Genomic DNA, 17,181 nt, shown 5'->3' on the forward strand with positions numbered 1-17,181 from the left:
TGGAGAGTAAGAGATGGCCGGCGCAAAAGAGATACGTAACAAGATCGGGAGTGTGAAAAGCACTCAGAAGATCACCGGTGCTATGGAAATGGTGGCAGCAAGCAAGATGCGCCGTGCGCAAGATCGCATGTCTGCCAGCCGTCCGTACGCTGAAACCATGCGCAAGGTGATCGGCCATATCGCCCAGGGAAACTTGGAATACAAGCACCCCTACCTCATCGAACGTGAGGTCAAGCGAGTGGGTTACATCGTCGTCTCCACCGACCGTGGCCTGTGTGGCGGTTTGAACATCAACCTGTTCAAGGCTGCCCTCAATGATATGAAGCAGTGGAGTGTGAAAGGAGCCAAAATAGACACGGCTCTGATCGGTAGCAAGGCCTCCACCTTCTTTGAACGGCACGGCGCCAAGGTGAAAGCTCATGTCGCAGGACTGGGCGATAATCCGAGCGTCAATGACCTGATTGGTTCAGTCAAGGTCATGCTGAAGGCTTACGACAACGGTGAGATTGACAAGCTGTATCTGGTGTACAACAAGTTCGTTAACACCATGGTGCAGCAACCACGGGTCGATCAACTGCTGCCTTTGCCCGTAACGGAAGACAGCAAGCTCGCCAAGAAACACCACTGGGATTACCTCTATGAGCCGGATCCCAAGAAGTTGCTGGATACCCTGCTGGTTCGCTATGTCGAATCCCAGGTGTACCAGGGGGTAGTGGAAAACTTGGCAAGTGAACAGGCAGCCCGAATGGTTGCCATGCAAGCCGCGACTGACAACGCCAATAACCTGATTAACGATCTGCAACTGGTATACAACAAGGCCCGTCAGGCCAGTATTACCCAGGAGCTGACAGAGATCGTATCCGGTGCTGCAGCAGTGTAAGGCAAGGGTTATCAAAGGTTTAGAGGATTTGACATGAGTAACGGTTTCATCGTCCAAATCATCGGCGCTGTGGTGGACATCGAGTTCCCGCAGAATGCCGTGCCCCAGGTGTACGATGCACTAAAGGTCGTTAGCGAAGGTCAAGGCCAGGGTCTGGTGCTGGAAGTCCAGCAACAGATCGGTGGCGGCGTCGTTCGTTGCATCACCATGGGCTCCTCCGACGGTCTGCGTCGTGGGTTGGAAGTAGTGAATAGCGGTAAATCCATCCAGGTTCCGGTCGGTACTGCGACTCTGGGTCGGATCATGAACGTACTGGGCGAGCCAATCGACGAAAAAGGTCCGATCGGTGAAGAAGAGTGCTGGTCTATCCACCGCGCTGCCCCCAGCTACGAAGATCAGTCCAACAGCAACGATCTGCTGGAGACTGGCATCAAGGTTATCGACCTGGTATGCCCGTTCGCCAAGGGTGGTAAAGTTGGTCTGTTCGGTGGTGCAGGTGTAGGCAAAACCGTAAACATGATGGAGCTGATCCGTAACATCGCGATCGAGCACAGTGGTTACTCTGTGTTCGCCGGTGTAGGTGAGCGTACTCGTGAGGGTAACGACTTCTACCACGAGATGATGGAGTCCAACGTACTGGACAAAGTATCTCTGGTTTACGGTCAGATGAACGAGCCGCCCGGAAACCGTCTGCGTGTTGCGCTGACCGGCCTGACCATGGCCGAGAAGTTCCGTGACGAGGGTCGTGACGTGCTGTTCTTCGTGGACAACATCTACCGTTACACCCTGGCCGGTACCGAAGTATCCGCACTGCTGGGCCGTATGCCTTCCGCAGTAGGTTACCAGCCGACCCTGGCCGAGGAGATGGGTGTTCTGCAAGAACGTATCACCTCCACCAAGACCGGTTCCATCACCTCCGTACAGGCCGTTTACGTGCCTGCGGATGACTTGACCGACCCGTCTCCGGCGACCACCTTCGCCCACCTGGATGCGACCGTCGTACTGTCCCGTCAAATCGCGGCACTGGGTATCTACCCGGCCGTTGACCCGCTGGACTCTACCTCTCGTCAGCTGGATCCGCTGGTGGTTGGCAAAGAGCACTACGAGACCGCTCGTGGCGTTCAGACCGTACTGCAGCGCTACAAAGAGCTGAAGGACATCATCGCCATCCTGGGTATGGATGAACTGTCAGAAGAAGACAAACTGACCGTAGCCCGTGCCCGTAAGATCGAGCGTTTCCTGTCCCAGCCGTTCTTCGTAGCAGAAGTGTTTACCGGTTCTCCGGGTAAATACGTGCCGCTGAAAGAGACCATTCGTGGTTTCCAGGGCATCCTGAAAGGCGAGTATGACGATCTGCCCGAGCAGGCGTTCTACATGGTTGGCGGTATCGACGAAGTCGTTGAGAAATCCAAGAAACTGTAAGCCTCGACAGGAGGGCCCATGGCAGAGATGATCTCCTTTCACCTGGACGTGGTGAGTGCCGAAGGAAAACTTTTTTCCGGTCGCGTGCAATCCGCTCAGGTATCAGGCTCCGAAGGTGAGTTGGGTCTCCGCCACGGTCATGCTCCGTTGCTGACTGCCATCAAGCCGGGCCTGGTCCGCTTGGTGAAGCAGAACGGAACTGAAGAGGTGCTGTACATCTCCGGCGGTATGCTGGAAGTACAACCTGAATCCGTGACCGTGCTGGCGGACACCGCGATTCGTGCTGACGACTTGGATGAGGCGAAAGCCCAGGAAGCCAAGCGCGCAGCCGAAGAGCGGATCCACAGCTCCCATGGTGATATCGACTACGCCCAGGCCGCCACCGAGCTGGCCAAGGCGATGGCTCAACTGCGAGTCATCGATATCGTCAAAAAGAATTACCGCTAATAACGGTGATGTAAAAAGCGACCTTCGGGTCGCTTTTTTTTTACCCGTTCGATAGACTCCGCCGAGTATTTCCACACAAGTTCAAGGTCGAAGTCATGTCTCTCAACGTCGTGATCCTGGCGGCGGGTAAAGGTACCCGTATGCGCTCTTCCCTGCCCAAGGTACTCCACCCGGTAGCCAACAAACCCATGGTCTCCCATGTGATCGATACCGCCCGTCAGGTCGGTGCCGAGCAGTTGCATCTGGTTTATGGCCACGGTGCCGAGCTGCTGAAAGAGCGGATCGTTGCGGCCGATGTGAACTGGGTGCTGCAAGCTCAGCAGTTGGGGACAGGTCATGCGGTCGCCCAGGCCATCCCGTTCTGGAAGGATGAAGACGACGTGCTGGTGCTGTACGGCGATACCCCGCTGATCCAGCCAGAGACTCTGCAACGACTGCTGGCTGCCAAGGCAAGCGATGGCATGGCACTGCTGACCGTGGTGCTGGACAACCCCACCGGCTATGGCCGCATTGTCCGTGAAAACGGTCAGGTGGTCGGCATCGTCGAGCAGAAAGATGCCAACGCCGAGCAACTGACCATCCGCGAAGTGAACACCGGCGTGCTGGTGGCCAACGGCGGCCAGCTGCGCAGCTGGCTCTCCCGTCTGGACAACAAGAATGCCCAGGGCGAGTTCTACCTGACCGATGTGATCGCCATGGCGCACGGCGATGGCTGCCCGATCGCGACGGTCCATCCGGAGCGTGCCGCCGAGGTGGAAGGGGCCAACAACCGGGTCCAGCTGGCAGCCCTTGAGCGCAGCTACCAGCAGATGCAGGCCGAGAAGCTGATGATCGCCGGCGCTACCCTGATCGACCCGGCCCGCTTCGATCTACGCGGAACCCTCGAGATCGGTGAAGAGGTGGTGATCGACGTCAACGTCATCATCGAAGGCAAGGTAACCCTCGGCAACCACGTCCGTATCGGTGCCGGTGCCGTGCTGAAGGATTGCGTCATTGGCGATCACACCGAGGTGAAGCCCTACTCCATCGTTGAAGGGGCTCAGGTGGCGGATCAATGTTCGGTCGGCCCGTTTGCCCGTCTGCGCCCGGGTGCCGTGCTGGAGCAGGATGCCCACGTCGGCAACTTCGTCGAGATGAAGAAGGCCCGTCTGGGGGTTGGTTCCAAGTGTGGTCACCTCACCTATCTGGGGGATGCCGAGGTGGGTGCCAAGGTGAATATTGGTGCCGGTACCATCACCTGCAACTACGACGGCGTGAACAAGTTCCAGACCATCATCGAGGATGATGTGTTTGTCGGTTCCGATACCCAGCTGGTGGCGCCGGTGCGCATCGGCAAGGGTGCAACCCTGGGGGCGGGTTCCACCATCACCAAGGATGTGGCCGAGAACGAGTTGGTGATCACCCGGGTGCCCCAGCGTCACATCAAAAACTGGGCTCGTCCGGTCAAGAAGAAGTGATGCCCGATCAATAAAATAGAACCGGCGCCTCATGGCGCCGGTTTTTTTTGGCTTATGACTGATGGTTGGTGTCACTGGTCGATGACTGGGGGGCCGCCCATGTGGTCGCGGGTGCGCTGTAGTCCATCACCTGATACCAGTCGAGCTTGCGGGTCAGCATCATGATCAGCGCCAGGGTGGCGAACAGGAGCAGGGCCCCGAGCAGCAGAGCAATCTCTTCGGCTTGCAGCAAGCTGTAGAGGATGGCATAGACCAGCCCGAGCAGCGATGCGAAGCCGATCCCCTGTTTCGGGCCGCCCAGCACATGGCTTAGATAGAAGCCGTTGAGCAGCACGCTAGCCAGCGCGGCCACCAGATAGGCCCAGCCAAAACCGAGGTGTTCGGTCAGCGCCAGCAGCACTAGATGTGTAAACCCACCAGGTTGTTCACAGATTGAAGACGACTGATGGGGGGCTGGTAGCCCAGACTGGCATGAGGACGATGCCAGTTGTACTCATGCAACCACGGTTGCAAGTGCTCTGCCCGTTGCTCTGACGAGTCATAGCTCCGTGCATAAGCCCACTCACGCAGGGCGGTCTGAATGAAGCGCTCTGCTTTGCCATTGGTTTGTGGTGTGTAAGGCTTGGTGCGCAGATGCTTGAGCCCCAGCCGACGACACAGCTTCTGGAAGCGTTTCGACCGGTAACAGGCTCCATTGTCCGTGAGTAGCCGACTGAAACAAATGCCGAGCCCGGCGTAGTAGCGAAGTGCCTGTAACAGCGCCAGGCAGGCACTGCGTCCCGTTTCATCAGGATGCAGAGCGCTGAACGCCACACGGGAGTGGTCATCAATCGCCACATGAACACACTCCCACCCTGCGCCGCGTGAGTCCTTGCTGCGGTCGCCGGTGATACGATGGCCGGGACGGTGGAAACGCCCCAACTTTTTGATGTCCAGATGCAGCAAGTCACCCGGTTTCTCATGTTCATAGCGTTGTACTGGAACAGCTGGGGCCAGATTGGCCAATCGATGAAGTCCCATGCGCTGCAAGATGCGGGCGACAGTACTGTGCCCTATGCCCAGATATTGGCTGATGTGCCGATAGGTCCGTCGCTGCTTGCGCAGTTCGATAATCCTCTGCTGGCGCTGGTCATCAATGGCATGAGGGCAAGATGCGGGTCGAGAAGAGCGATTGTACAAACCATCAGGTCCCTCCTGGCGATATCGAGTGAGCCACTTGTAAGCGGTGCGGATACTGACCCCGGCAGCGTGAGCGGCCTCTTCAACGCGCAGGCCCTGCTCAAGGATACGCTGGACAAGAAGCTGTCGACCAAAGACGGTTAATCGGGCATTTTTATGATTGTTCACTCGGGCACCTCGGATGATTGGTTTGGTTGGTGCCTCCAATTCTCCGGGAATGCCCCGAGTGAACAACCTACAGAGAGATCACAACTAGATAGAAAATGGCCAGCCCCATCCCTACCAGCGCGTACTGGATCGGGTGAACCCTCAGCCCCTTGAGCAGCTCGAACATGAAGAAGCTGATAAAGGTGAGGCCGATAAACAGCAGGGCATATTTGGCTGCCCGTTCGTTGAGCTGATAGTGATCCACCGGCTGCACCAGACTGACGCTGAAGGTGGAGAGATTGCTATCGCCACCGTTCATCATCCGGTTGAAGCGGGTCTCCATGTCGCTGGCGAACCAGCTGGTTTGCCAGTTGGCCTCAAACCCTTGCGGGCTCAGGGTGCGACTGCCCGGCAGAAAGTCACCGATAAAGTTGGGGTGGGGCCAGTTGCCCGCCAGCTGCAGGGTGCTCTCCTTGCCCAGCGGGACTATGTCGAGGGCGTTCATCCCCTGTAGATTGAGCTCCAGATGGAAGGTGCCATCCTGCTGCGGCAGGCTGTCGAGTGGGGCATGGATACCCGCCAGCGCATCACCGAGGCGGGCGCCGGGGGCAAACGGGATCCGCTGTGTGCCGAGTTGCAGTTCGGGCACGCTGTTGATACCGCGGGCATCGGAGAGCACCAGGCTCAGGTAGGGTTTGCCCGCCACCAGCTCGGCCGTTTCACCGAGCGGTGAGGTCGCGTCATTCAGCAAACTCTGCCGGGTGGGCAGGCGGCCGGATAGGGTGATGCGGGTCTGGTAGACCTGCGCCTGATAGATGCCCAGCTTGCGCGGGGTGACCTCCATGTTGGCCTTGATATCCAACTGCTCCGGCAGCAGGTAGCGGTAGAGCTGCTCCTGACGGACGAAGCGCTTGCCCTCCTGCTCGACCGTCACCGAACGGGTATAGGGCTGCACGATAATGGGCCCCATCAGTCGTTGCGGGCCGCTGCTGCTGGCCATGATGCTGTGAATGGCCTGACTGCGGTAAGCCTGACGCTCCCGGTTCAGCTCCATGATGGATTGCACTGGCACCATCAACAGCAGGCTGAGCAACAGCAGCAGAAATATCTTGTGGGTGAATATCTGTTTGACCATGACACGTCTCCTTGTTGGATGGAGTGAGTCTGTCAGTCCGGCGTGAAGTGGTGATGGGCTTGTGTGAAGTGGCGGTGAACTGTTGAAAAACGGCGCCATCAGGCGCCGCGGGATTGTTCAGGGGCGGGAGCGCACCAGTCGGGCGGCTTGGGCGAAACGATCGGTGTGGCCGTCGATGAGTCCGTGCATAAAGTCGATGTAATAGACCAGTTCCGGCATCTCCTCAATGGAGCTGGAGGTCCAGTAGGGGGCTGAATTTTCCCCGTTGTCATGGATATCGGAGAAGAAGCGCGGGTCTGTCATCGGCGCCCGGCAATCTTCGTCGAGCAGGGTGAAGAGCTCCTCGATGGTGGGGAGTCGCCACCCCTCGCCAAGGCGGGCTGCTTCATCCTTTGCTTCAAGCAGTGTCAGCAGGGCCGGTGTGCCCACGCACCCTTTCCCCTCCAGCCACTGGCTGCCGAGGCTGCACGCCTGCCATTCTAGTTGGTTGAGCCGATCATGGATGACTTCTCCCTGCCGCGTCAGGCGGTCGGAGAGATCACAGGCAGCAAGCGCCATGCTGGCCGGAAGCCAGAGCAGCAATAGAAATAATTTCATGTTTGTCTCGTTTACGAATGGCGGTCAGCCCATCGCTGGTGGGCTGACCGTGGTTATCGGGGTTTATCTGGCGGGAAGCGAGCTCACTGCTTTTTAAGTTGTGCAGGCAGGGCGGCCAGCACCTCCTCTTTTGCCTTGAGGGAGGCGAACTGCTTGCCGGGTTTTTGCACCACGGTATGGACGAAGATCAGCTGTTTGCCCGGTTTGCTGGCCCAGCCGACGAACCAGCCGATCTGCTGATCGCGGTTGAGGCTGCCATCCAGCTTCTTCGGGTAGCCCATGCCGGTTTTGCCGTGGATCTGCCAGCCGTCGATCTCGCTCACCTTGAGGATATTGGCGGTGTACTGCAGGGTCTGCGCCGAGACCGGCAGCTTGCCGCTGAGCATCTTGCCGAGGAAGCGGGCCTGCTCCTCCGGACTGATGGCGAGGCTGGAGCTGAGCCAGGCCTGGGTCAGGCCGTCATGTTTGCCCGGATTACCGGAGAGATCCCGATTGCCGTAGTCGAAGCGGTCGACATATTGCTGGAAGCGCTCCATCCCCAGCCATTCGGTGAGCTGCTGGGAAAACCAGACCACCGAGTAGGTTTCCCAGCGGCGCGGGGTAGTGGTTTCGCGCCAGGCGGGCAGCCAGCCGTCATAGCTCGGTTTGTAAGGCAGTGCCGGATGCTCTTCATCCACCAGATAGCCACTGTCGTAACCCATCAGCGCCAGCGGGATCTTGAAGGTGGACGCGGGCGGTAGCTGGCTGGAGCAGTCCCCTTCGCTGGAGAGTGTCTGGCCGTTGCCGTCAGCATAGAGAAAGCAGCCGCTGGCGGCGGAGGCAGGCAGGGCTGCGAGCAGACCGGCAGCCAGCAGGCTGGAGAGAAGCAGGCGGGACATAGCATTTCCTTGAGCAAATGGATGAGATAAAGCGGCAGTCTAATGCCGCTTTGTGTGGGGAATGTGAAGTTGCGGGGGGACTAGGCGAACGGCAGCCAGAGTTCCGCCAGCGCGCCTCCCTCTGGCCGGTTGCTCAGGGTCAGACGACCGCCATGCTGGTGGGCCACCTCATGGGCGAAGCTGAGCCCCAGACCACTGCTCTTGCCCTTGTCGGGGCGCGGCAGGGAGTAGAAGCGCTCGAAGATGCGCGGCAGGGCGTAGTCGGGAATGCCGGGGCCGCAGTCGGTGACCCGAAAACAGTAGCCCTCCTCCTGCTGGCTGCCGCTTAGGGTGACCAGCCCGTTGGCGGGAGAGAAGTCGATGGCGTTATCCAACAGGTTGCCGATGGCCTGCTCCACCAGCAGTGGATCCCACTTCTGTTTCGGCGCGCTGGTCAGCTCGGCCACCAACTCGACCTGACGGCGCTGGGCGATGATCTGGCGGGCATCGAGGGTGCGCTTGCCCAGTTTTGCCGGTTCCACCGACTGGCGATCCAGCCCCTGCCCCGACTCCAGCCGCGCCAGTTGCAGCATTCGCTCGATCAGCTGCTGCATGCGTGCAGTTTCCAGATTGATGTTGCCGATAAAGCGTTTGGCAACCTCGGGGGGCGGCGTTTCGGCCAAAATCTCCCCCGCCCCGCGAATGGCGGCCAGCGGGCTCTTCAGCTCGTGGGTCAGGCTGTGCACATAGGCTTCGATGTAGCTTTTGCCATCGAGCTGGTGGCGCATGGTCTCCAGTGAGCGGCCGAGCCGATCCAGCTCGACGGTGTGCAGCTGTGGCAGCGGTGCCGCCTCCCCCTTGCTGACCGAGTCGGCGTAGTGTACCAGCTTGCCGATGGCGCGGTTTAGCCACCACACCAGCAGGCTGCCGATCAGCAGCGAGATGAGCAGCATCTGGCCGCCGGCCCGCAGCAGCTCCTGTTCCCCCCGCTCAATGGCGGGCATCAGGGTGCGGTTGGGTTTGGCGACGGTGAGGGAGCCGATGATCTCGGCCCCTTCCCGCAGCGGCGCCGCCACATACATGGTCGAACTGGCGGCATCGTCGGGATCGGTGCGGGTGCTGCGGGCGCCATACTGGCCGCGCAGAGTGCGGTAGACATCGTTCCAGCGGGAATAGTCTTTGCCCAGATCCGTGCCGTCGGAGTCGTAAATCACCATGCCCTTCTGGTCAGTGACATAGATGCGGTACTCCGCCTGCTGCTTGAGGTGGCCATCGATCATCGCATTGATGGGATTCTGGTTGAGGCGGGCGAAGGCGCTGGCCAACCGCCCGTTCATCATATTGCCCTCTTTCAGATCATCGAGCGCCAGCGGCGCCAGCAGCTGGGTCATGTCTACCAGAGTATCCTCGGTGGCGCTGCGCACCCCGGGTTTGATCTCCTCGACGAAGATTTCCAGCACGAACCAGGCGGCCAGCGCGAAGATCAGCAGCAGGCCGCACAGCAGTTGCAGTCCGAGTCTCATGCCAGCTCCAAGCTGTAGCCCAGCCCGCGGTGGGTGAGGATCAGGTTGGCCTCGGGATCATGTTCGCGCAGCTTGGCGCGGATGGTCTTGATGTGGGTATCGACGGTGCGATCCAGACTCTCCTCCGCATCCTGCCACACCAGATCCATCAGCTGCTGGCGGGAGTAGACCCGGCCCGGCGCCTGCATCAGGGTCTTGAGCAGCAGATATTCGTAGCGGGTGAGGGCCAGCGATTGGCCGCGAAAATGGATGCGGGCCCGCTCCTCATCCAGTACCAGCAGGGCGCTGGGTTGGGGAGCGACGGGTTGGCTGCGGCGCAGGATGACCCGCACCCGGGCACACACTTCCCGTGGCGAGAAGGGTTTGGCCACATAGTCGTCGGCACCGATCTCCAGCCCGATCAGCCGGTCTATCTCCTCGCTGCGGGCGGTGAGGAACATCAGGGGAATATCGGTCAGCGCCCTCACCTGCTTGCAGAGTTCGAAGCCGCTGATGTCGGGCAGCCCCACATCGAGGATCAGGAAGTCGGGTCGCGTCTGTTCCAGTCGTGTCAGCAACTGCTGGCCCAGCATGAACCACTCCACCTCGAACCCATCGGTCTGCAGGGCGTAAATCAGGGTGTCGGCGATGCTGGCCTCATCCTCCACCAGCCAGATGACTCTCTTTTGCATGGCATCCTCGTCGCAAATTGGCACCCCATTCTGGCATCGAACCAAATCGGATCCTATTTGCTGTTTTATTTTTCCGAAAAAGGGGCTAATATTTCGATGTTCTTTCGAATCGAAACTTAAAAATGACCAAACGTAATACTCAACAACGCCGACACACCATAGTGACCCTGGTACAAGAGCAGGGTGAAGTGAGCGTCGACGCCCTCGCCAAACACTTTTCTACCTCCGAAGTGACTATCCGTAAAGATCTGGCGGTACTGGAGACCGGTGGTCTGCTGCTGCGCCGTTACGGTGGTGCAGTCCCTTTGCCGAGCGAGATGGTGGTCGAGGCCAATCCCGAACAAGTTTCGAACCGAAAGTTAGCCATTGCCCGTGCGGCGGCCGAGCGGCTGCGTGATCACAACCGCGTCATCATCGACAGCGGCAGCACCACCAGCGCCATGATCCCCATGCTGGGCAACAAGCGCGGCCTCATCGTGATGACCAACTCCCTCAATGTGGCCGGTGCCCTGCGCGAGCTGGAAAATGAGCCTACCCTGTTAATGACCGGTGGCACTTGGGACCCTCACTCCGAATCTTTTCAGGGTCAGGTGGCGGAACAGGTGTTGCGATCTTACGACTTCGACCAGCTCTTTATCGGTGCCGATGGCATCGATCCGGAGCGTGGCACCACCACGTTCAACGAGCTGGTGGGCCTGTCGCGGGTGATGGCCGAGGTGTCGCGGGAGGTGATTGTGATGGTCGAGTCGGAAAAGATCGGCCGCAAGATCCCCAATCTCGAACTTCCCTGGTCGAGCATCCATACCCTGGTGACCGACGAGGGGCTGGCCAGCGAGGCCAGAGAACAGATTCAAGCCCAGGGGGTGACGCTTATCTGCGCCCCGGTCACTTGCTGACATCGAGCTCTGAACCATCCAACTGACTTTACGATTTGCATCTCAAGGAGAAGTGTATGTGTGGCATCGTCGGGGCTGTTGCCCAACGTGATGTGGCTGAAATTCTGGTAGAGGGCCTGCGCCGTCTGGAGTACCGCGGTTATGACTCAGCCGGTGTGGCCGTGTTCAGCGCCAACCAGCCGTTGCAGCGGGTTCGCCGTCTGGGCAAGGTGGCCGAGCTGGCCAAGGCGCTCGACGAGCAGTCCGTCCATGGTGGTACCGGCATCGCTCATACCCGCTGGGCCACTCACGGCGAGCCTTCCGAGCGCAATGCCCACCCCCACGTCTCCGAGCATATCGTGGTGGTACACAACGGCATCATCGAGAACCACGAAGATCTGCGGGAAGAGTTGAAGGCGCTGGGTTATGTGTTCAGCTCCGACACTGATACCGAGGTGATTGCCCATCTGGTCCATCATGAGCTGAAGAGCGCCGGCAGCCTGCTGGCCGCCATGCAGACTGCGGTGAAGCAGCTGCGCGGTGCCTACGGTACCGTGGTGATGGACAGCCGCGACGACAGCCGCGTGGTGGTGGCCCGCTCCGGTTCACCGCTGGTGATCGGCCGCGGTATCGGCGAGAACTTTATCGCCTCCGACCAGATGGCGCTGCTGCCGGTGACCCGCCGTTTCATCTTCCTGGAAGAGGGTGATGTGGCCGAAGTGACCCGCCGCGACGTGCACATCTTCGATACCAACGGCAACGCCGTGGTGCGCGAAGAGCAGGAGTCCGAACTCTCCCACGATGCCGGTGACAAGGGTGAATACCGTCACTACATGCTCAAAGAGATCCACGAGCAACCCAAAGCGATCACCAACACCCTGGAAGGGCGTCTGGGCAGCGATCACGTGGTGGTCGAATCGTTCGGTAACGGTGCGCGCGCCATCTTTGACAAGGTCGAGCACGTGCAGATCGTCGCCTGCGGCACCTCCTACCACTCCGGCATGGTGGCTCGCTACTGGTTCGAAGAGATCGCTGGCGTCTCCTGTGATGTAGAGATCGCCTCCGAGTTCCGCTATCGCAAATCGGTAGTGCGTCCCAACAGCCTGCTGGTGACCCTCTCCCAGAGTGGTGAGACCGCCGATACCCTGGCGGCGCTGCGTCTGGCCAAGGAATCCGGCTACATGAGCTCGCTGGCTATCTGCAACGTGCCGGGCTCCTCGCTGGTGCGTGAATCGGATTTGGCCTTTATGACTCGCGCGGGGGCAGAAATTGGAGTGGCCTCCACCAAGGCGTTCACCACCCAGCTGGCTGGCCTGCTGATGCTGGTGGCCTCGGTCGGTCACTGCCGTGGCCACCTGAGCGCCGCCGCCGAGGCTGAACTGGTCAAGGCGCTGCAAGCCCTGCCGCTGCGTATTAAAGAGAGTCTGGCGCTGGCCAAGGATATCGAAACCCTGGCCGAAGAGTTTGCCGACAAGCAGCACAGCCTGTTCCTCGGCCGTGGCAGCCAGTACCCCATCGCCATGGAAGGGGCGCTCAAGCTCAAAGAGATATCATACATCCACGCCGAAGCCTACGCCGCTGGTGAACTGAAGCATGGCCCGCTGGCGCTGATCGATGCCGAGATGCCCATCATTGTGGTGGCGCCGAACAACGATCTGCTGGAAAAGCTCAAGTCCAACGTGGAAGAGGTGCGCGCCCGTGGCGGTATCCTCTACGTGTTCGCCGATGCCGATACCGGCTTCAAGAGCGACGAGACCATGCGGGTCATGAACCTCAACCATGTGGAAGAGGTGATCGCCCCCATCGTCTATACCGTGCCGCTGCAGCTGCTCTCCTACCACGTCGCCCTGATCAAGGGCACTGACGTCGACCAGCCGCGCAACCTGGCAAAATCGGTGACCGTTGAGTAAGTCACTTTTGATAAGTCACTTTCTGAAATAAAAAAGAGCCGCAATTGCGGCTCTTTTTGTTGCTGCTGAGGGGTTACGACAGCCGCAGGTTGGTGATGGTGACCTCGTCGAGGGAGGGCACTATGATGCCGCTGGTGATCCCTTTGGCGATGGCCTGACTGCGGTTCTTTGAGTCGGTCTTGTTGGTCACCTGGGTCAGGTGAAAGTTGACTGTCCGCTCACTGATGCCGAGGATGGTGGCGATCTCCCAGGAGGTCTTGCCCTCGCTGGCCCAGAACAGGCACTCCTTCTCCCGATCCGACAGTTCGGTCAGGTATTTCATCATATCCGGTCTGCTTTTGATCAGTTGCAGTGCGGAGTTGAAGATGTAGCTGGCGCAGAACGACAGCAGCGGAACATTTTCAAACATCAGATCGGAGTTGGATTTCTCCTTGGTGATGAATGAGAGGATGCCGTGCTCCCCCTGCGGGGTGTGCAGCGGAAAGGAGACGCCATTGCGTACCCCGAAATCGGCGGCCAGGTTCATCACGTCGCGGCTGGCGCTGGGCAGCCAGGGCGAGTCGCAGTCGAGCTTGTTCCAGAAGATCGGCTGGGTCTGTTTCAGCCCCAGATAGACCACCGGATCCTGGGTCAGATACTGGTTTTCGCTATAGGCGTCAAACCAGGTGGTCGGACAGTTGTTGAACAGTGCCACGTGGGATTTTTGCATGCTGATGGGGAAAATAATCAGCAGCCGAAAGTAATCAAAGCCCATTTGATGACTGAAGCGCTCCAGCAGTTGCTGGATATCGCTGGTTTTTGTTGCCTTGGTGAACTTGTCGATATGTTCCCAGATCGCATCGTTGAGCATTACTTTCTCCTTTTTCGATCTCTATCACACTGATCGAAAAGATTTTTTATCGTTATTTATATTTGTGCGGTGGCTATTGGCGCCACTTATTCCGTGCGTGCTTAAAAATTATCCTGTTTTTGTGCATAAAGGCCAAGAAAATCCTCTCGTTGCCAGTCCGCCCTGCATTTGAGATAATGATAATAGTTATCATTAGTAAGATGTATTTCAATGAACAAATTATGGGGTGTGGCCCTGCTGCCACTGTCAGTCCACTTTGCTGCCATCGGGGATGAGCTGGTTGCTCCCGCCCTCAAGAACAGCATAGCTGCCGGGAAAGCCTCCCAGCAGCGAGTGGAAAAAGCCGCCGATGCCGCCGTTGCCGCACGACTGGAGCTGCAAAACGCCCAGCTGCAACTGCGTGACCTCGAAGCCTACAACCGCTACATGCAATCTCTGGTGGCCGATCAGCAAAATGAGCTGGGTAAATTGAGCCAGCAGCTGGAAGCGGTGCAAGAGACCCGTCAGGGCTTGATCCCGCTGATGTTGCAGATGCAGGCAGATCTGGAACAGCTGGTGCAAAATGACATCCCGCTGCGCAAGGAAGATCGGCTGGCGCGGGTTGAACAGTTGAAAGCGACCCTGGCTCGCGCAGACGTTAGCGAGGCAGAGAAATTCCGTCAGCTGCTGCAGGCCTATCAGATCGAAGCCGAGTACGGCAGCCGGATGGACAGCTATTCCGCCGAGCTGGAGCTGGATGGTGCTCCGCGTCGGGTCGATGTGCTGGCGCTGGGTCGGGTCTCCCTGCTGGCAATGACGGCCGATCGCAGTCAGGCATGGCGCTGGTCTGCCGAGGCGAAGCAGTGGCAAGCCCTCGATAGCCAGTGGCTCTCCCCTATCGCCGAGGCGATGGATGTGGCCGCCGACAAGAAAGTTCCCCAGTTGCTCAATGTCCCCCTCTCTGTCAGCCGCAGTCAGGAGGCCCAATCATGAGAGTCACCATGAAGTGGTTCCCCCTCCTTATTGCCCTCTCCTGCGGTACCAACGCCGCTGTCGCCGATGAGTGGCAGCAGCAGGAACAGGCTCGTGAACAGCAGGCTCAGCAAGATCTGGCGACCGTTGCCAAGGAGCTCGGCACTGCCCGTGCCAGACTGGCCGAGGCCCAGCGCCTGAGCAAGGAGCTGGCTGGCAAGTTCGCCAGCAACGAGAAGCAGCTGGTCGAGCTTAACGCCCAGTGGGAGCAAGCCTCCGGCGACATGAACGAGATCTTCGCGGTCACCCGTCAGGGCGCCAGCGATGCGGTCAAGCTGCTGAGCGAATCCGCCGTCGAGGGCCAGTACCCGGAGCGTCTCGCCCCGCTGAAAACCATGGCACATGATAAACAGGTGCCGGATCGCGCCGCCCTCGCCCTGCTGCCCGCCACGCTGCTGCAGGAGATCCGCGAATCTGGCCGGATTGCTCAGTTCAACGGCAAGGTGCTCGATGCCCAGGGGGCTGCCAGCGAGCAGTCGCTGACCCGGGTTGGCAGTTTTGCCCTGCTGGGGAGCGAAGGCTTCCTGCAACCGACCGCCGAAGGCTTGAGCCCGGTACTGGGTCTGCCCGGTAGCGTGCTCTCTGCCGTTGCGGCTTATCAGGGTCAGGAAGGGGAAGTGCTGCCGCTGGATCCTTCTCATGGCACTCTGCTGGCGATGCTGGCACAGGCGCCCACCTTCTGGCAGCAGGTACAACAGGGTGGTCAGGTTGGCGCCATTATCGTGCTGCTGGCTGCCATCGGCTTGGGGATCGCAGCGGTACGGCTGTGGAGCCTCTCCCGCGAACTGGGTCGGGTGCGCCGCCAGCTCAAGAGCGGCGAGTATCACGCCGACAACGCCCTCGGCCGGGTGCTGACGGTGGCGGACAAACACCCCGAGCTGAGCATGGAGACCCTCGAGCTGCGTCTTGATGAGGCGATCCTGCAGGAGACTCCTCGCATGGAGCGCGGCATCGGCATGGTCAAGGTGATCGCGGCCATCGCCCCCATGCTGGGTCTGCTCGGTACCGTAACCGGGATGATCGGCACCTTCCAGGCGATCACCCAGTTTGGTACCGGCGATCCCAAGATCATGGCGGGCGGCATCTCCATGGCGCTGGTTACCACGGTACAGGGTCTGGTGGCGGCCATTCCGCTGATCCTGGCCCACAGCCTGCTGCAATCGCGCTTCACCGAGCTCTCCAATGTACTGGAGCAGCAGGTAGCCGGCATTCTGGCCGAGCGCGCCGAGAGCAATAACGGCGGGATGGAGCGAGCAGCATGATGCTCGACATCTGGCAACAGCTGCAGAGCTTCATGGGCCGTGGCGGCCCGGTGCTCTGGGTCATTCTGGCCCTGCTGGTGCTGATGTGGATTTTGATGATCGAGCGGTTGCTCTACCTCAATCTGGGTTTTGGCCCCTTGCAGCAACAGCTGCTCGGCCGCTGGAAGGCCCGCAGCGAGCGCCACAGCTGGCACGCCCGAGCGATCCGCAGCCGCTGGCTGGCACAGGCGGAGCTGGAACTGAACCGTCATCTGATCTTCATCCGCACCCTGGTGGTGCTCTGCCCCATGCTGGGGCTGCTGGGCACTGTGACCGGCATGATCGGCGTATTCGATGCGTTGGCTGCGGCCAACCGCTTTAACCCGGAGAGCATGGCGGGCGGGATCTCCCGCGCCACTATCCCCACCATGGCGGGCATGGTGGTGGCGCTCTCCGGCGTGTTGTTACTCAGTCGGCTCGAGAGTCAGGCCAAGCGTGCGCTGGCCAAGACCCGGGACGGCCTGCGAGAAGAGAAGGTAATGCAATGAGACGGCAATCCAAACGCCAGCGTGACGAAGTGCAGATCGACATGACCCCCATGCTGGATATCGTGTTCATCATGCTGATCTTCTTTATTGTCACCACCTCCTTCGTGCGTGAAGCCGGACTCGAGGTGCACAGACCCCAGGCCAGTCAGGCCAAGGCGCAGAAATCCTCCAGCATCATGCTGGCGATTGGGGCTCAGGGTCAGATCTTCCTCGACCGCAAGCAGATCGATGTGGAGCGGGTACAGGCCACCATCGCCCGCCTGCTGGCGGAGCAGCCCGATGCCAGTCTGGTGATCCAGGCCGATGAGCGGGTGCCCCACGGCAAGGTGGTGCGGGTGATGGATGAGGCCAAGGCGGCGGGTATCGCCAATATCGCCGTGGCGGTGGCGCCAAAATGAAATACAAGCTGATGAGCCTGGGGCTGGGGATTG

The 17,181-nt window shown here is 59.7% G+C and carries 17 protein-coding genes and 2 pseudogenes (1 of these 19 only partly in view); 11 read left to right on the plus strand and 8 right to left on the minus strand.

The window, feature by feature from the left end:
* Positions 1 to 13: 13 nt before the first annotated feature.
* From atpG to glmU, 4 genes are all read left to right on the plus strand, one after another.
* Positions 14 to 880, plus strand: a complete 867-nt coding sequence (gene atpG, locus ACTG1K_RS22540; RefSeq protein WP_440004783.1) for a F0F1 ATP synthase subunit gamma — start codon at positions 14 to 16, stop codon at positions 878 to 880.
* Between the two features lie 33 nt (positions 881 to 913).
* Positions 914 to 2,302, plus strand: a complete 1,389-nt coding sequence (gene atpD / locus ACTG1K_RS22545; protein ID WP_005339344.1) for a F0F1 ATP synthase subunit beta — start codon at positions 914 to 916, stop codon at positions 2,300 to 2,302.
* 18 nt (positions 2,303 to 2,320) lie between these two features.
* Positions 2,321 to 2,749, plus strand: coding sequence for a F0F1 ATP synthase subunit epsilon (locus ACTG1K_RS22550; protein ID WP_005339345.1), 429 nt, complete (start codon positions 2,321 to 2,323; stop codon positions 2,747 to 2,749).
* A gap of 95 nt (positions 2,750 to 2,844) precedes the next feature.
* Positions 2,845 to 4,206 carry a bifunctional UDP-N-acetylglucosamine diphosphorylase/glucosamine-1-phosphate N-acetyltransferase GlmU gene (glmU, locus tag ACTG1K_RS22555; protein ID WP_425856365.1) on the plus strand — a complete coding sequence of 454 codons (1,362 nt, stop codon included), beginning with the start codon at positions 2,845 to 2,847 and terminating at the stop codon, positions 4,204 to 4,206.
* 52 nt (positions 4,207 to 4,258) lie between these two features.
* Here glmU and ACTG1K_RS22560 read toward each other — a convergent pair.
* From ACTG1K_RS22560 to blrA, 7 genes and pseudogenes are all read right to left on the minus strand, one after another.
* A pseudogene (locus ACTG1K_RS22560) lies at positions 4,259 to 4,612 on the minus strand (inner membrane CreD family protein); the annotation flags it as partial.
* Entirely contained in the window at positions 4,606 to 5,553 is a 948-nt protein-coding gene (locus ACTG1K_RS22565; RefSeq protein ID WP_440006056.1) for an IS481 family transposase, read from the minus strand. The gene ACTG1K_RS22565 and the pseudogene ACTG1K_RS22560, both read right to left, overlap by 7 nt.
* A 70-nt stretch (positions 5,554 to 5,623) precedes the next feature.
* A pseudogene (gene creD, locus ACTG1K_RS22570) lies at positions 5,624 to 6,667 on the minus strand (cell envelope integrity protein CreD); the annotation flags it as partial.
* A 117-nt stretch (positions 6,668 to 6,784) separates the two neighbouring features.
* Positions 6,785 to 7,264 (minus strand): DUF1566 domain-containing protein, encoded by a 480-nt coding sequence (locus ACTG1K_RS22575; RefSeq protein WP_421285194.1) that lies wholly within the window; start codon positions 7,262 to 7,264, stop codon positions 6,785 to 6,787.
* 83 nt (positions 7,265 to 7,347) lie between these two features.
* Positions 7,348 to 8,142 (minus strand): OXA-12 family class D beta-lactamase, encoded by a 795-nt coding sequence (gene blaOXA / locus ACTG1K_RS22580; RefSeq protein WP_111900863.1) that lies wholly within the window; start codon positions 8,140 to 8,142, stop codon positions 7,348 to 7,350.
* 80 nt (positions 8,143 to 8,222) lie between these two features.
* Positions 8,223 to 9,644 (minus strand): beta-lactam sensor histidine kinase BlrB, encoded by a 1,422-nt coding sequence (gene blrB / locus ACTG1K_RS22585; RefSeq protein ID WP_440004781.1) that lies wholly within the window; start codon positions 9,642 to 9,644, stop codon positions 8,223 to 8,225.
* Entirely contained in the window at positions 9,641 to 10,315 is a 675-nt protein-coding gene (gene blrA, locus ACTG1K_RS22590) for a beta-lactam response regulator transcription factor BlrA (RefSeq protein WP_144716047.1), read from the minus strand. The genes blrB and blrA overlap by 4 nt, the downstream gene beginning before the upstream one ends.
* A gap of 122 nt (positions 10,316 to 10,437) precedes the next feature.
* On the opposite strand from blrA, the gene ACTG1K_RS22595 reads away from it, so the two are divergent.
* Both ACTG1K_RS22595 and glmS read left to right on the plus strand, forming a co-directional pair.
* Entirely contained in the window at positions 10,438 to 11,211 is a 774-nt protein-coding gene (locus ACTG1K_RS22595; RefSeq protein ID WP_005339356.1) for a DeoR/GlpR family DNA-binding transcription regulator, read from the plus strand.
* A gap of 56 nt (positions 11,212 to 11,267) precedes the next feature.
* The gene (gene glmS / locus ACTG1K_RS22600; protein WP_144716048.1) at positions 11,268 to 13,100 is read left to right on the plus strand and encodes a glutamine--fructose-6-phosphate transaminase (isomerizing); all 1,833 of its coding nucleotides are present in this window, start codon (positions 11,268 to 11,270) and stop codon (positions 13,098 to 13,100) included.
* Between the two features lie 73 nt (positions 13,101 to 13,173).
* Here the strand turns inward: glmS and ACTG1K_RS22605 are convergent, their stop codons facing one another.
* A complete protein-coding gene (locus tag ACTG1K_RS22605; RefSeq protein ID WP_005357256.1) occupies positions 13,174 to 13,950 on the minus strand; it encodes a helix-turn-helix transcriptional regulator in 777 nt (258 codons plus the stop codon).
* Positions 13,951 to 14,160: 210 nt separating this feature from the next.
* On the opposite strand from ACTG1K_RS22605, the gene ACTG1K_RS22610 reads away from it, so the two are divergent.
* The 5 genes in view from ACTG1K_RS22610 to ACTG1K_RS22630 are tightly spaced (each overlapping or abutting the next) and all read left to right on the plus strand, a layout consistent with a single transcriptional unit that may run on beyond the window.
* The gene (locus ACTG1K_RS22610) at positions 14,161 to 14,922 is read left to right on the plus strand and encodes a DUF3450 domain-containing protein (protein ID WP_005357258.1); all 762 of its coding nucleotides are present in this window, start codon (positions 14,161 to 14,163) and stop codon (positions 14,920 to 14,922) included.
* A complete protein-coding gene (locus ACTG1K_RS22615; protein WP_429192106.1) occupies positions 14,919 to 16,223 on the plus strand; it encodes a MotA/TolQ/ExbB proton channel family protein in 1,305 nt (434 codons plus the stop codon). Before ACTG1K_RS22610 ends, ACTG1K_RS22615 begins: the two co-directional genes overlap by 4 nt.
* Complete coding sequence (locus tag ACTG1K_RS22620) at positions 16,220 to 16,750, plus strand: MotA/TolQ/ExbB proton channel family protein (RefSeq protein WP_440004780.1); 531 nt, start codon at positions 16,220 to 16,222, stop codon at positions 16,748 to 16,750. Before ACTG1K_RS22615 ends, ACTG1K_RS22620 begins: the two co-directional genes overlap by 4 nt.
* Positions 16,747 to 17,148: an ExbD/TolR family protein gene (locus ACTG1K_RS22625; protein WP_005339369.1), complete on the plus strand. Its 402-nt coding sequence runs from the start codon at positions 16,747 to 16,749 to the stop codon at positions 17,146 to 17,148. The genes ACTG1K_RS22620 and ACTG1K_RS22625 overlap by 4 nt, the downstream gene beginning before the upstream one ends.
* A protein-coding gene (locus ACTG1K_RS22630) for an energy transducer TonB (RefSeq protein ID WP_005339371.1) crosses the window boundary here: on the plus strand, positions 17,145 to 17,181 show its beginning. It continues 626 nt past the right edge of the window; 37 of the gene's 663 nt are visible here — the first part of the coding sequence; it begins with the start codon at positions 17,145 to 17,147; its stop codon lies off the right edge, out of view. The genes ACTG1K_RS22625 and ACTG1K_RS22630 overlap by 4 nt, the downstream gene beginning before the upstream one ends.

This window comes from Aeromonas sp. 102P (assembly GCF_051920345.1).
Taxonomy (GTDB): domain Bacteria; phylum Pseudomonadota; class Gammaproteobacteria; order Enterobacterales; family Aeromonadaceae; genus Aeromonas; species Aeromonas veronii.

Bases quoted from the DNA above. Each gene is read 5' to 3' on its own strand.
- blrB (WP_440004781.1), bottom strand. From the start codon at position 9,644: ATGAGACTCGGACTGCAACTGCTGTGCGGCCTGCTGCTGATCTTCGCG.
- ACTG1K_RS22575 (WP_421285194.1), bottom strand. From the start codon at position 7,264: ATGAAATTATTTCTATTGCTGCTCTGGCTTCCGGCCAGCATGGCGCTT.
- ACTG1K_RS22595 (WP_005339356.1), top strand. From the start codon at position 10,438: ATGACCAAACGTAATACTCAACAACGCCGACACACCATAGTGACCCTG.
- atpD (WP_005339344.1), top strand. From the start codon at position 914: ATGAGTAACGGTTTCATCGTCCAAATCATCGGCGCTGTGGTGGACATC.
- blaOXA (WP_111900863.1), bottom strand. From the start codon at position 8,142: ATGTCCCGCCTGCTTCTCTCCAGCCTGCTGGCTGCCGGTCTGCTCGCA.
- ACTG1K_RS22625 (WP_005339369.1), top strand. From the start codon at position 16,747: ATGAGACGGCAATCCAAACGCCAGCGTGACGAAGTGCAGATCGACATG.
- ACTG1K_RS22605 (WP_005357256.1), bottom strand. From the start codon at position 13,950: ATGCTCAACGATGCGATCTGGGAACATATCGACAAGTTCACCAAGGCA.
- atpG (WP_440004783.1), top strand. From the start codon at position 14: ATGGCCGGCGCAAAAGAGATACGTAACAAGATCGGGAGTGTGAAAAGC.
- ACTG1K_RS22615 (WP_429192106.1), top strand. From the start codon at position 14,919: ATGAGAGTCACCATGAAGTGGTTCCCCCTCCTTATTGCCCTCTCCTGC.
- glmU (WP_425856365.1), top strand. From the start codon at position 2,845: ATGTCTCTCAACGTCGTGATCCTGGCGGCGGGTAAAGGTACCCGTATG.
- blrA (WP_144716047.1), bottom strand. From the start codon at position 10,315: ATGCAAAAGAGAGTCATCTGGCTGGTGGAGGATGAGGCCAGCATCGCC.
- ACTG1K_RS22550 (WP_005339345.1), top strand. From the start codon at position 2,321: ATGGCAGAGATGATCTCCTTTCACCTGGACGTGGTGAGTGCCGAAGGA.
- ACTG1K_RS22610 (WP_005357258.1), top strand. From the start codon at position 14,161: ATGAACAAATTATGGGGTGTGGCCCTGCTGCCACTGTCAGTCCACTTT.
- ACTG1K_RS22620 (WP_440004780.1), top strand. From the start codon at position 16,220: ATGATGCTCGACATCTGGCAACAGCTGCAGAGCTTCATGGGCCGTGGC.
- glmS (WP_144716048.1), top strand. From the start codon at position 11,268: ATGTGTGGCATCGTCGGGGCTGTTGCCCAACGTGATGTGGCTGAAATT.